Origin of the sequence: Streptomyces spiroverticillatus, assembly GCA_014650415.1 — a bacterium.
GTDB classification, from domain to species: Bacteria; Actinomycetota; Actinomycetes; order Streptomycetales; family Streptomycetaceae; genus Streptomyces; species Streptomyces spiroverticillatus.
In genome coordinates this window covers 184,094-196,270 of the sequence record BMUX01000005.1, presented here as the reverse complement: position 1 = coordinate 196,270, position 12,177 = coordinate 184,094, and the positions used below count along the sequence as shown (strand labels likewise).

The window sequence follows — 12,177 nt, the reverse complement described above, 5'->3', positions numbered from 1 at the left end:
AACTCCACCTGCCCATGGGGCAATTCGTGCCGTCCGCTACGACAGCACGAGCTCCCCGTCCTGCAAGTACAACGTCCCGCCCGTCCGCAACGCCTCCCGTACGAGCACCAGCCGCGCCGTCTGCCGGGGGCCGACCAGGGGTTCCCACTCCTCCACCGTACGCAGGCCCCAGTCGTCGTGCTCGTGGGACAGCGCCGGGGTGAAGCCGTCCAGCGTGATCGTGGGGCCGCGGAAGAGGAACTGGGTGTACGGGGCGAGGTCCGGCGGGCGGCACCAGTCGACGCCCAACAGGTCCGGGGGGCAGCTGAGTCGGTGGGCGATCTCCTCGTCGACCTCGCGGACGGCGGCCTCCCACGGGTCCTGGCCGTGCTCGACCGTTCCGCCGGGGAACTGCCAGGCGTCTTCGTACGTGGCGTGCAGGAGCAGCAGGCGCAGTTCGGGATCGTGGAAGACGACCGATGCGGCGGAGGTCGTACGGACCATGGAGGCCAGCCACTCTTCGTGGGTGGGCTGTTGCTGTACGGCCATGTCCATGCTGCGTGCTGCTCCTGTCCGCCGAGGGGCCCGGGCCACGTCGCCGCCGCCCGTGCCGGGCGGTGATCTTCGGGTTCGGCCGCAGTATTCACCACGTTGACGGGCGAGGGCCGAACTTCCGCGCCGGGGAGGCCAATTGATCACCCCTTCCGGTGAACGCATCGGCGGGGAGGGTCACAGACGTACGGTCATCGACACGGCGACCTCGTCCCCCGCCGTGCGTCGCTCGTCACCTGCCCGTGGCCGCCATGAAGCCCAGGAACAGCAGCACCACGGCGAACACCACGCACATCGCCGTGAGGAGGAAGGTCATGGCGACGCCCACCGGCATGGCGAACAGGTCCACGGCCGCGAAGGAGACGGTCTTCGGGTCGTCGATCCGGTAGCGCAGCCGCGCGGTGGAGCCCGCCCGGCGTCGCGTGTCCTGCAACGAGGTGCGCGGGACGTACGCGTGCACACTCCTGCCGTCGGACGTCGTGAAGCGGTACAGGTGGGTGGAGTGGTTCGAGCTGACGTAGGTGCCGACCGCTCCAGCGCTGCCGCGGAGTGCGCTGCGTACGGTACGGAGCAGGTCGAGGGCCTTGCCGCCGGTCCAGCGGGCCGCCCACAGGAGAAGTGCCGCAGCGGCCACGGCGCCCAGTGCGGCGATCACGCCCATCGGCTGAGTCCCTTCCGTTGCCCTTCGCGGCGGCGGGCCGGCGCGCGTGCAAAGCAACTGTGTCAGCACGGTTGACGCGGGCACAACAGCAGCCGCACATTACCTATCGGTAGACCTACCTGTCGGTAAGTCCCGGTGTCCGTAAGCCGGTTCGTGCCGACTGTGCCCGCATTGCCGCTGCTCACCCACTTCCGTCCGCGCGTCACGGGCGCGGTGCACGTCTCGTACGTCGCCGGGTCCGTCCCCCCTCCGCCGTCCCGCCCGCCCCGGCCGCACCCGGGGCCCGCGAGGCTTCACGAGAAGAGAGAGCACATGCCGAAGTCGTTCCGCAGTGTCATGGCTGCGTCAAGTCTGGCCGGGGTCATGGCCCTCGGCCTCACCACCCCTGCCGCCGCATCCTCCTCCGGTCCCCTCAACTACGTCGCCCTGGGCGACAGTTACAGCGCGGGCTCCGGTGTCCTCCCCGTCGATCCCAGCAACCTCCTCTGCCTGCGCTCCACCCGCAACTACCCCCACGTCCTCGCATCCAGAACCGGCGCCCGCCTCAAGGACGTCACCTGCGGCGGCGCCCAGACCAAGGACTTCGCCCAGGCCCAGTACCCCGGCACCGCACCCCAGCTGAACGCCCTCTCCGCCGCCACCGACCTCGTCACCCTGACCATCGGCGGCAACGACAACGGCACCTTCATCAACGCGATCGTCGCCTGCGGCACCGCCGGCGTCCTCACTGGCGGCAAGGGCAGCCCCTGCAAGGACAAGAACGGCACGACCTTCGACGACCAGATCGAGAACAGCACCCTCCCCGCCCTCCGGGCCGCCCTGGGCGCCGTCCGCGCCAAGGCTCCGAACGCCCGGGTCGCCGTCCTCGGCTACCCCTGGATCACCCCCGCCAAGGCCGACCCCACCTGCTTCGCCAAGATGCCCCTCGCCACCGGCGACGTCCCCTACCTGCGCGGCATCCAGGCCCACCTCAACTCCGCCGTCGAGCGGGCGGCGCGCGAGAACGGCGCCACCTACGTCGACCTCGCGGCGGCCTCCGAGGGCCACGACGCGTGCAAGCCGATCGGGACGCGCTGGATCGAGCCGGTGCTGTTCGGCACGAACATCGTCCCCGTCCACCCGAACGCCCTCGGCGAACGCCGCATGGCGGAACAGGCAATCTCCGCCCTCGGCCTCGACTGATCCCGGCCCCGGCCCCGGTCGAGCCCCGTCCCGGTGGGGCTCGACCGACGCCGAACGTCAACCTGCGGTCAGGGTGGGGTGATTCCGCCCATTCCCGGCCGGGGTGCGGTCGAGCGCGCGTACGGTGGCGGGGGACATCCGTGGCGCTCCTCCGGGAGCATGGGGGCGGCGACGCGGTGAACACCTATGCACGTACACGGACTTGATGGGCGAGGGCTTCGGCACGTGAGCGCGATTCCCGCGCGGTTCGCCGCGCACGTCGGGCGGGCGGTCAGGGATCTGCCGACCCCGGCCAAGGAGGAGATCTATGCCGCCGTGCTGCGGGCCTGCGGCGATCCCTGGTCGTGGCCGCAGGCCGACAAGTACGAGATGGACGAGACGGTACGGGTGATCACGACGTCGGCGGCGATCCTCCACTACGCGGTCCTGGCGGGCGCGGAACCGCACCTGTGGATCTTCGCGATCGTCACGGGCGAAAACGGCTGGTCGTTCCCGAGCCGGTAGGCGATGCTGCCCGCATGGTCGACCGTGAAGAAGCCCGCCGACTGGTCGAGGCGCAACTGGAGCGTGAGGAGCCGGGGCAACTGGTGGTGACCGGGGTCCGGGAGCACGAGCTGGTGTGGATCGTCTCCTACCAGTCCGTGGAGTACGTACGGACGGGCAACACCTCCACCGCACTGGTGGGCAACGGTCCGTATCTCGTCGATCGTGTGGACGCCGGGCTGCACATGGTCGGGGTGCTGTCGGCGCGCACCGGAGAGTGGGAGACGGACTACCGGACCCGCATCCGGGGCATGACGCTCCGCACGGCCGTCGACGACCTGCACACGGAGCTGCACCGGACGCCACCGGCTCGCGGTCGCATCGTCGCCATGCGCTTGCTGCGGCAGAGGGTCCCGGCGCTCACCCCCGCCGAGGCCGTCGCCTACGTCGATGGTCTGTGCGGCGGTTCCGTACCGGCCGGGCTTGCGGCAGTCGTGACCGAGGCCCTCGTCGTTCCTGTGCCGGTATGCGTCCTCGACGTCCCCACCGGTTAGGCCAGTTCGGCGGCGAGCAGGTCCATCAGGAGGCCGTCCTGCCAGGTGCCGGTGTTGTGGTCGAGGGAGTAGGCGCGCATGATGCCGACGGGGCGGAAGCCGACCTTGCCGTAGCAGCGGATCGCCGCCTCGTTGGCCGCGGCGGGGTCGATGGTCAGCCGGTGGTGGCCGCGTTCGTCGATCAGCCAGCGGGCGAGGGTGCGTACGGTGTCGGAGCCGAGGCCCTTTCCGTGGTGCCGGGCGGAGAGGAAGACGTCGATGCCCGCGTGCCGGAACTCGGGGTCGGTCTCCTCGTCGTACTGGACCGCCCCGACCACCTCGCCGTCGTGGACCACGGAGAGCATGCCGGTGTAGTCGTCCGGCGGCGACCACCAGGCGGCGACTTCCGGTTCCCTGACGATGCGTTCGAGGATCTCGACGTCCCCGGGGGTCACCGGGCGCAGTTCGACCATTTCTCCGTGCAGTGGCTTCATGCGTGGATTGTCCCCCGGAACGCCCGCCGGTAGCTGTCCGGCGGGACCCCCGCCACCCGCTTGAACTGCCGCCGCAGCGTCGTCGCCGTACCCATGCCCGTCGCCCGCGCCACCGACTCGATGCTCTCGTCCGTCGACTCCAGCAACTCCTGCGCCCGGCGCACCCGTTGGGCCAGCAGCCACTGCAACGGCGTCTGCCCGGTCACCGCGCGGAAGCGGCGGCCCAGGTGGCGGGTGCTGGTGTTCGCCCGGCGGGCCAGGTCGACGACGGTCAGCGGCTGGTCCAGGCGCTGACCGGCCCACGCCAGCAGGTCGGCCAGCGGCGCGTCGCCCTCGCCCGTCACCTGCACCGGCGTCGACACGAACTGCGCCTGCCCGCCCGGCCGGTGCGGCGGCATGACCAGCCGCCGGGCGACGGAGTTGGCGACGGCGGCCCCGTGGTCCCGGTGGACGATGTGCAGGCAGAGGTCCACGGCTGCGGCCTTCCCGGCGGCGGTGAGGATGCGGCCGTTGTCCGTGTAGAGCACGTCGGCGTCGACCTCCGCCAGCGGGTGGCGCGCCGCCAGCTCCTCGGCGTGCGCCCAGTGCGTGGTGGCCCGCCGCCCGTCCAGCAGCCCCGCCGCCCCCAGCACGAACGCACCGGTGCACAGCGACGCGACCCGCGCCCCCGCCTCGTACGCGGCCCGAACCGCCTCGACCAGCTCCACCGGCGGCGGCTCGTCGACATCGGCGCACGCGGGCACGACCACCAGGTCCGCCCCGGCCGCGTGCGCGAGCCCCCGCTCGGGCTCCACCAGGAACGGCCCGACCCGAACTGCCGTGTCCCCGAGGAGAGTCACGTCGTACCACTGGCCGGGACCGCGCCGCTCCACCGGCGGATTGCCGAAGATCTCGTACGCCACCCCCAGCTCGAAGTGCAGCGGACGTCCGGCGGCGAGCAGCGCGACAGAGGGCATGTCCGAAAGTGTACGCACGAGGTCGTTTCGGCCGCTCACGCGGAGGCCGGTTGTCCGCGCAGACTCGACTCACCAGCGAATGACGGAGAGAAGAGGCTCAATCGTGAGTACCAATGGGGCAGTTGTGGTCTACGGGGCCACCGGACACACCGGCCGTTTTGTCGTCGCCGAGCTGCGCAGACGCGGCATCGCCACCATCGTCTCGGGGCGGAACGCGCCCGCGCTGGAGGCGATGGGCGCCGAGGACGGGGCGCTGCTCGTACGCCCGGCAGCCGTCGACGACCCCGACGCGCTCGACCGCGCCCTCGCCGGAGCGGCAGCCGTCGTCAACTGCGCCGGGCCCTTCGCCGTGACGGCAGGACCGGTCGTCGCCGCAGCCCTGCGGGCGGGCATTCCGTACGTCGACGTCGCGGCCGAGATCGAGGCCAACGCCGCGATGTTCGCCGACCGTACGGAGGCGGCCCGGGCGGCGGGCGTGCCGGTCGTCCCGGCGATGGCGTTCTACGGCGGGCTGGGCGACCTGCTGGTGACGGCGGCGATGGAGGAGTGGGAGAAGGCGGACGAGGTCGAGGTCGCGTACGGCCTGAGCAGCTGGCACCCGACACCGGGCACGCGCGAGGCCGGTGCCGTCTCGCACGAGCGGCGGGCGGGGCGACGGGTGCGGTTCACCGGCGGGGCCCTGGACTACCACGAGGACCCGGTCGTCCGCCGCGAATGGGACTTCCCGGCACCGCTCGGCCGGCGCACGGTGGTCGCGGACTTCACCATGGCCGACGTCGTCACGGTCCCCAGCCACTTCGCGGTGCCCGAGGTGCGTACGCACATGTCGCTGGAGGCGGCGGGCGACCTGGCGGGCGAGGACACCCCGGCCCCCGCACCGGTGGACGAACTCGGCCGCTCCGACCAGACCTTCGTCGTCGACGTCCGAGTCCGCGCGGGCGGCGTCGAACGCCGCGCCTCCGCCCACGGCCGCGACATCTACGCGGTCACCGCACCGCTCGTGGTCGAGGCGGTGGAACGGGTGCTCTCCGGACGGATCCGTACGACGGGGGTGGCATCGGCGGGCACGATCTTCGACGCACCGGACTTCCTGCGGGCACTGGTTCCGTACGTGACGGTCGAGCTGGAGGGCTGAGGGGGCGGTACCTCAGGCCCAGAGGGCCTTGACCATGGCATGCCGTGCTGCGGCGGCCCGCCCGCAAGACCCCTGGAGCCGGCTCGCCAGGAGCCCGGCCGCCCCGACCCCCGCTAACCGCTATTCGGCGCCCCGCCCGGATATCCTGCGCGGAACCAGCCGCGTCCCGTCGTCCGGAACGGAACAACTCCGATGACCGCCACCGTCCTCGACGCCCGTGCGCTCAACCGCGCCACCCTCGCCCGCCAGCTCCTCCTCGATCGCTCCGACCTTCCGCCCCTGGATGCGGTCACCCACCTCGGCGGTGTGCAGGCGCAGGAGCCGCAAGAGCCCTTCATCGGGCTGTGGAGCAGGCTGAGGGGGTTTCAAGCGGGAAGGCTGGACGAGCTTTTGACGGGGCGTCAGGTGGTGCGGACGCATCTCATGCGCCGTACCGTCCACCTCGTGGCCGCCGACGACGCCCTCGCCTGGCGGTCCCGGCACACCGCGATGCTCCAGCAGAAGGTCCTCGCGGTCTACCGGCGCGAACTCGCCGGGATCGATCTCGAAGCGCTCGCCGCGGCCGGGCACGAGGTCATGGCCGACGGTCGGCCACGCACCGTGGCCGAGATCACCCGCGCCCTCGCCGACCGTTGGCCCGAGCCCGGGCCGCGGCCCCTGGGCGAGCTGGTCGTGGCCGCCCTCGTCCCCATGGCCCAACTGCCCCCGCGCGGCCTGTGGCGCCAGAAGGCGGGCGTGCGGAATCTGACGTTGGCGAGCTGGCTGGGGCGGGACCCCGATCCGCTGCCCGATGCCGCAGAGGCTCCCGACGATCCGGTCGGGCAGACGCTCGTACGTCGCTACCTCGCCGCGTACGGTCCGGCGGCCTCCGCCGACCTGCGCGCCTGGTGCGGCCTCGCGGGGCTGCCGGCCGCGGTGGCCGCCGTACGCGGAGAGCTGGTCAGCTTCCGTGATGAGCGCGGCCGTGAGCTGCTCGATCTGCCCGACGCCGCGCGCCCCGACCCGGACACCCCCGCCCCCGTGCGGTTCCTGCCCGCGTTCGACAACGCGATCCTCGGCTTCCACGACCGCAGCCGGATCATCGACGACGCCCACCGGGGGCTCTCCGTGGCCGGTACCCGCGTCGCCCTGGTCGACGGCCGGGTCGCCGCGACCTGGACCTCGGACGCCGACGGCACGGTGACGGTCACGCCGCTCGGCCCGCTCTCCCGCACCGACCGCACCGCGCTGACCGAGGAGGGGCAGCGGCTGGCCGCCTTCCTGTCGGACGGGGAGAGCGACCGGGTCCGCTTCGCGCAGCCCTGACCAGCTCCGACCAGCTCCGACCAGGTCTGAGCGGGGCTCAGGGCCGGGGGCGGTCGCGCTCACCGGTGGTGGTGCGGATGCGGACCACCTTCGCGTCCAGGTCCACCTGGAACGGCGGCTCCTCCGCCGGCCGGACGTTCTTGCGCACCCGCTCCTGCTCCAGCGCCCGCCGCTGCGCCTGCGCGGCGGGGGAGAGGTCCTGCATCAGGTCGGCGCCCATGGCCGTCAGGCCCTTGCGCCGGCGCCAGTAGATCCAGCCCCGGCTCTCCATCCAGAGCAGGACGCGGTCCGCGAGGAAGATCGCTCCGGCGAGGACGGCGAGACCGATCACCTGCCATGCCGTGTTCGTCATACGGGGTCAACGGCGGTCGTCCGTATGGAAGTTCCCGCCCCGGCGGTCACTCCTGCGCGGCGAGACCGAGATGTTCCTCCAGCCGCGCGATGCGGTCGTTCAGCGGCCCGAGCTCCTGGCGGAGCGCCGAGGTGAGCGCCTGTTCCACGTCGCTCGACGCGGCCGGCGGCCCGCTCTGCGCCCGCAGGTGTACGTACCCGGCCAGCGCGGCCACCACCGCACGCCGCACCAGCTTGGGTTCGGCGCCCAGGCCGCGCAGCACCTGGCCCGCTACCCCGTCCGGCTCGGTGACCAGGCCGAGCAGCAGGTGCTCGCAGCCCACGTAGTTGTGGCCGAGCGAGGTGGCCTCGGTGACGGTGAGTTCGAGGGCGTTGGCGGCGTTCGGGTCGTAGCGGCGGGGGTCGTTGTCCGGCTCGGGGCGTGCGTCCGCCGGAATGCTCAGGTCCAGGTCGCGGCGGACCTGCGCCGGGTCGATCTCCATGGCGCGCAGGACGTGCAGGGCGAGGTTGGTGTTCTCGTCCAGCAGTGCGCGCAGCAGGTGCTCGGTGCGCATCCGGGGCGCGCCGGTGTCCCGCGCACGCTCGGCGGCCAGGCGCAGCACGGTGCGGGTGCGCGGGGTGAAATGGGCGACGGCGCCGGTGGGTTCGCCGTCGAGGTCGCCGAGGACGGCCTCGCGGATGGCTATGACCCTGCGCACGGCGTGCTCCAGAGCGCGCTGGCAGACGGCGGAGACGGGGACGCCGGATTCCTTGACGGCTTCCGCGAGGTCGTCGGGCAGATAGACGTTGATCTTCGGCATGGACACACCTCCGTGGGGAGGCCCCGCCCCCATCGGGACGAGGTCTAACCCCACGCTAACCCCGGTGGGGTTAGACCTCCACGGCGTGCCCGAACTTGGCCTGATGACACGGGAGTCCGCTCCCCGAACCACTGCTCGGCACCCCACGACTCGTACCGCGCCACCTCGGTGAATCCCAGCTTCTTCGCGAGCCGCATCGAGGAGACGTTGGCGCTCTGCGTGGCCAGAACCACCGGCTCGCCGGGACGCGTGGCGTCGAACCAGCCGAGTGCCGCCCCGCACGCCTCGGCGGCGTACCCCTGTCCCCACGCCTTCGGCAGGAACAGATAGCCGAGTTCGGCCCGCCCGGCGGCCCGTTCGATCTGCCCCGGCTCGCAGCCGAGCAGGATCTGGCCGATCATCTCGCCGTCGCACTCCACCACGAAGCTCCCCGCGCGCTGCCCCGGCACCTCGGGCATCGTCTCCTCGAGCTTCTCGCGCGGCTGCGGGCCCCCGACGTACGCATTCACCTCGGGGGAGGAGAACAGGTCGACGAAGGCGGGACGGTCCCGGGCCTCGGACGCGCGGAGGACCAGGCGGGCGGTGCGTATGGGGGCGGGGGGCCAGTCGCCCGGTGCGGTGTTGGTCATGCCGGGCAACCTATCTCTCCGTACGAATCTCTCCGTACGAAGCCTCATCGGATCGGGAAGCCGAACGAGTAGCCCTGCGAGAGGAGTCGGGGCAGGAGGCGGCGCAGGGCCTCCACGGTCTGGTCGCGGTCGCCGCCCGCGTCGTGGAAGAGGATCGTCGGGCCGTTGCGCAGCTCGCGCTCGACGGTGTTGACCATCGTGCTCGCGCCCGGACGCTCGAAGTCCTTGCTGTCCACGTTCCAGCCCAGCGGCCGCATGCCCCGGTCCGCCGCCAGCTTGCGGCTGTACGGAGTGAACGCGCCGCCCGGCGCCCGGTAGTACATCGGGTGCACGCCCCCGGACGCCTCGGTGATCATGCGTTCCGCGTCGAGGATCTGCTGCTTCTGGTAGGCCTCGGACTTCTTGTCCATGGCGGTGTCGTGGGACACCGAGTGGTCGCACAGCCGGTGCCCGTCCGCGACGACCTTCTTCACGAGGTCCGGGTACGCCCGCGCCTGCGGCCCCACCATGCAGAACGTGGCCTTCACCTTGTGCTTGCGCAGCAGCTCCAGCACCTGCGGGGTCCACCGGGGGTCCGGGCCGTCGTCGATGGTGAGGTTGAGGCCGCGCGCCCCGGCGTCGGACGCGTGCGCGATGCTCGCGTCGACGGGCTTCACGGGGGTACGGGGGGCCGCAGCCGGTGCCTTGTTCCCGGCCGGTGTCCCGGTGTCGGCCTGCGCCTCGGTGCCTGCCTGGGCCGTCCACACCGAGGCGCCGCCCGCGAGCAGGGCCACGCCGAGCGCCGCCCCGACGACCTTTCCGTACCAGCCCCGTGTGCTCTCGTGCCGTCCCATGTCCCGCCCCTTTGGTGCGCTGTTCCCCGATCACATGGCAGGACGAGGAACAGCGGCAAAGGGATCCGTCCGTTACGGAGCGCGGACAAATCCGGGACTTTCGGAGACAACCCGGGGCCGGAAGGCCCTTCGTGACGGGACGAAAGGCCCTACGCGACGGCCGTTCCCTCCAGCTCGACCAACTGGCCGGGGATCGCCAGCCGCCGCACTTCGAGCATCGTGGTCGTCGGCGCGACCCGCGCCGCGCCCAGCCGTCCCGCCAGGGCGCCGTAGTGCGGGAAGAGTGCGTCGATGTCGGTCGTGTAGACGTTGAGCCGGACCAGGTTGGCGAGGGTCATGCCCGCCCCGGCGAGCACGGCCTCCAGGTTGTCGACGCTCAGCGCCAGCTGCGCCGCGATGTCGTCCTCGTGCTGGGGCTTGCCGTCGGCGTCCATCGAGGTCTGCCCGGAGACGTACAGGGTGCGGGTCTGGCCCGAGACGAGTTCGCCCTGGTTGAAGCCCAGCGGGAGGGACCAGTCGACCGGGTTGACTGCGGTGCGTTCGATTGCCATGACGGCTCCGTTCATGTGAACGCCCGTGCGGACGTCCTGTGATCAAGGGAGTACGTACGTCCGTCGACGTCGTGGTCATGACCCTCTCAAGCCAAGTACGACACCCTTGGTCATGTATTTCGCGCGTTCACTCCCCCCGCCTCGTCGGCCCCCTCCACCACCGGACACCCGAAGGGCAGCACCCGCTCCGACAGACGGCCGGTGACCCACCCCTCGGACAGCTCGGCCTCCGCGAGCCAGTCGAAGGACACCAACTGGTCGACGAATGCACCGAGTTGCCCCTCCTCGACGGCGCACAGCGAGGCCAGCTCCGCCGCCTCCAGGCCATCGCCGTCGCCCCCGAGGCTGCCGTCCGCGCTGCTGTGCGCCGCGCAGGCGAGCGCGAGGAGGCGGGTGGCCGCCGGGGTCTTCTTCTTGCGCAGCTTGCGGTCGCCGACGCCCTTCTGCGCCCACCCCGACAGCTTCGTCCGCGCCACCTTGCCGAAGCCGAACGGGCCGACCATGCCCTCGCCGGGCACCAGCGACGGCACGAGGATGGCGGACGGGTTCTCCGGCGCCGAGGTCAGCAAGTCCTCGACTGTGGAAGGGATTTCGATCCACCCCGAGTCCACGAGGTCCTGGAGGACCTGCCCGGCGTCGCCCAGCGGCCAGCCGTTGACGTCCTGGCCGGTGACGTTGCCACTGCCGGTACGGGCGGCGCGCAGCGTCAGCAGGAGCGTCAGCAGCCGGGCCTCCGGGCCCGGCACCGGGGCGTGGTCCCGCACATGGGCGAGGATCTTCCGTGCGTACGACCAGTGGTTCGGGCTGGTCAGGACGCGCTCGATGCCGCCCGGGACGCCTTCGCCGGTGCGGTGCGCGTGCTGGGTGCGGATGGTCGCGGCGGCCTGCTCGGCGCGCCGCGCCTCCGCCCGCAGGCTTCCGTCGCCGGTGGCGTCCGCCCAGGTGGTGAAGGCCTGCGCCTTGCGCTCGTGCAGGTCGGCCAGTGACGCCAGATCGGGCTCGCCGGACTTCTGGTAGGCGCGGAACGCGTCGCCCAGCTCGATGAGTTCGTCCCGCAGCGACACCGGCCGCAGGTCGTGCGGCACCAGCCGCTGCGCGACCTTCCCCTGCCGACGGAGCCGCCGGGGCTTCGGGCCGTTCGTACGCTGCGGAGGCAGCCCGCCGCCGGGGCCCTGCACGGGCGGTGCCCCGGCGGCGGAGAACAGGGGCGCCCCGACGCCGCCCACGGACGGAGGCACGGCGGCGCTGGGGACGGGGGCCTGCGCCGACGCCACCACCCGCGCCGTCGGATGCGCCGCCGCACAGCGCGCGCAGCACTCCCACGCCCGCCACCACCGGCCCATCGGGTCCACGGCCACGGCCAGCACCACCGCCCCGCCGCACTGCGGGGCCGGGGCGTTCCGCCCGGTCTCGGCGTGCGCCTGGCAGCCCTCGGCGCGGCACGCACACGCCGCCTCCGGGCGCGGGCCGCCGGCGGCCCGCAGATGGGCGGTGAGGTGCGCGCCCGCGTAGGTCCGCCCCTCGGCGGCCGAGGGCAACTGCCGTGCCGCGCAGGCCGGCCGGCTGCAGTCGACCTTCACCGCCGCCACGTCACGCCCCACGGCGTCGAGACGTACGGTCCACGACCGCCCCGCCACCCGCTCGCTGTCCACATGGGCCTGCGCCACGAACTGCCCCTCCCTGCGTGCTTCTTGACCGGTACCACCGGGGGATACCGCTGAGGGACATCATCC

At 72.4% G+C, this 12,177-nt stretch carries 15 protein-coding genes; 5 read left to right on the top strand and 10 right to left on the bottom strand.

The genetic code is table 11. The annotated features are described in order from the left end of the window. Positions 1-36: 36 nt before the first annotated feature. On the bottom strand, positions 37-534 hold the full coding sequence (locus tag IE269_RS15415) for an NUDIX domain-containing protein (RefSeq protein WP_229897724.1): 498 nt from the start codon (positions 532-534) through the stop codon (positions 37-39). Between the two features lie 229 nt (positions 535-763). Beyond that, a complete protein-coding gene (locus IE269_RS15410; protein ID WP_189823515.1) occupies positions 764-1,192 on the bottom strand; it encodes a hypothetical protein in 429 nt (142 codons plus the stop codon). A gap of 312 nt (positions 1,193-1,504) precedes the next feature. Between IE269_RS15410 and IE269_RS15405 the strand changes: the two genes are divergently transcribed. From IE269_RS15405 to IE269_RS15395, 3 genes are all read left to right on the top strand, one after another. After that, on the top strand, positions 1,505-2,374 hold the full coding sequence (locus tag IE269_RS15405; RefSeq protein ID WP_189823514.1) for an SGNH/GDSL hydrolase family protein: 870 nt from the start codon (positions 1,505-1,507) through the stop codon (positions 2,372-2,374). A gap of 225 nt (positions 2,375-2,599) precedes the next feature. Continuing rightward, positions 2,600-2,878, top strand: coding sequence for a hypothetical protein (locus tag IE269_RS15400; protein WP_189823513.1), 279 nt, complete (start codon positions 2,600-2,602; stop codon positions 2,876-2,878). A 14-nt stretch (positions 2,879-2,892) separates the two neighbouring features. Then, a complete protein-coding gene (locus tag IE269_RS15395; protein ID WP_189823512.1) occupies positions 2,893-3,411 on the top strand; it encodes a YrhB domain-containing protein in 519 nt (172 codons plus the stop codon). On the opposite strand, the gene aac(6') is transcribed toward IE269_RS15395, so the two are convergent. Next, complete coding sequence (aac(6'), locus tag IE269_RS15390) at positions 3,408-3,884, bottom strand: aminoglycoside 6'-N-acetyltransferase (RefSeq protein ID WP_189823511.1); 477 nt, start codon at positions 3,882-3,884, stop codon at positions 3,408-3,410. The two genes, IE269_RS15395 and aac(6'), sit on opposite strands and share 4 nt — an antisense overlap. Further along, positions 3,881-4,840 (bottom strand): GlxA family transcriptional regulator, encoded by a 960-nt coding sequence (locus IE269_RS15385; protein WP_189823510.1) that lies wholly within the window; start codon positions 4,838-4,840, stop codon positions 3,881-3,883. Before IE269_RS15385 ends, aac(6') begins: the two co-directional genes overlap by 4 nt. A gap of 103 nt (positions 4,841-4,943) precedes the next feature. On the opposite strand from IE269_RS15385, the gene IE269_RS15380 reads away from it, so the two are divergent. After that, complete coding sequence (locus IE269_RS15380) at positions 4,944-5,975, top strand: saccharopine dehydrogenase family protein (protein WP_438817557.1); 1,032 nt, start codon at positions 4,944-4,946, stop codon at positions 5,973-5,975. 192 nt (positions 5,976-6,167) lie between these two features. Beyond that, on the top strand, positions 6,168-7,280 hold the full coding sequence (locus tag IE269_RS15375) for a winged helix DNA-binding domain-containing protein (RefSeq protein ID WP_189823508.1): 1,113 nt from the start codon (positions 6,168-6,170) through the stop codon (positions 7,278-7,280). A gap of 37 nt (positions 7,281-7,317) precedes the next feature. On the opposite strand, the gene IE269_RS15370 is transcribed toward IE269_RS15375, so the two are convergent. From IE269_RS15370 to IE269_RS15345, 6 genes are all read right to left on the bottom strand, one after another. Further along, positions 7,318-7,632, bottom strand: coding sequence for a hypothetical protein (locus IE269_RS15370; protein WP_189823507.1), 315 nt, complete (start codon positions 7,630-7,632; stop codon positions 7,318-7,320). 46 nt (positions 7,633-7,678) lie between these two features. Next, positions 7,679-8,431: an ATP-dependent Clp protease ATP-binding subunit gene (locus IE269_RS15365; protein WP_189823506.1), complete on the bottom strand. Its 753-nt coding sequence runs from the start codon at positions 8,429-8,431 to the stop codon at positions 7,679-7,681. Between the two features lie 44 nt (positions 8,432-8,475). Beyond that, positions 8,476-9,060 (bottom strand): GNAT family N-acetyltransferase, encoded by a 585-nt coding sequence (locus IE269_RS15360; protein ID WP_189823505.1) that lies wholly within the window; start codon positions 9,058-9,060, stop codon positions 8,476-8,478. 44 nt (positions 9,061-9,104) lie between these two features. Beyond that, a complete protein-coding gene (locus tag IE269_RS15355; protein ID WP_189823504.1) occupies positions 9,105-9,893 on the bottom strand; it encodes a polysaccharide deacetylase family protein in 789 nt (262 codons plus the stop codon). A gap of 149 nt (positions 9,894-10,042) precedes the next feature. Further along, complete coding sequence (locus IE269_RS15350; RefSeq protein ID WP_438817556.1) at positions 10,043-10,444, bottom strand: RidA family protein; 402 nt, start codon at positions 10,442-10,444, stop codon at positions 10,043-10,045. A gap of 110 nt (positions 10,445-10,554) precedes the next feature. After that, positions 10,555-12,111 carry a hypothetical protein gene (locus IE269_RS15345; protein ID WP_189823503.1) on the bottom strand — a complete coding sequence of 519 codons (1,557 nt, stop codon included), beginning with the start codon at positions 12,109-12,111 and terminating at the stop codon, positions 10,555-10,557. Between the last annotated feature and the right edge of the window lie 66 nt (positions 12,112-12,177).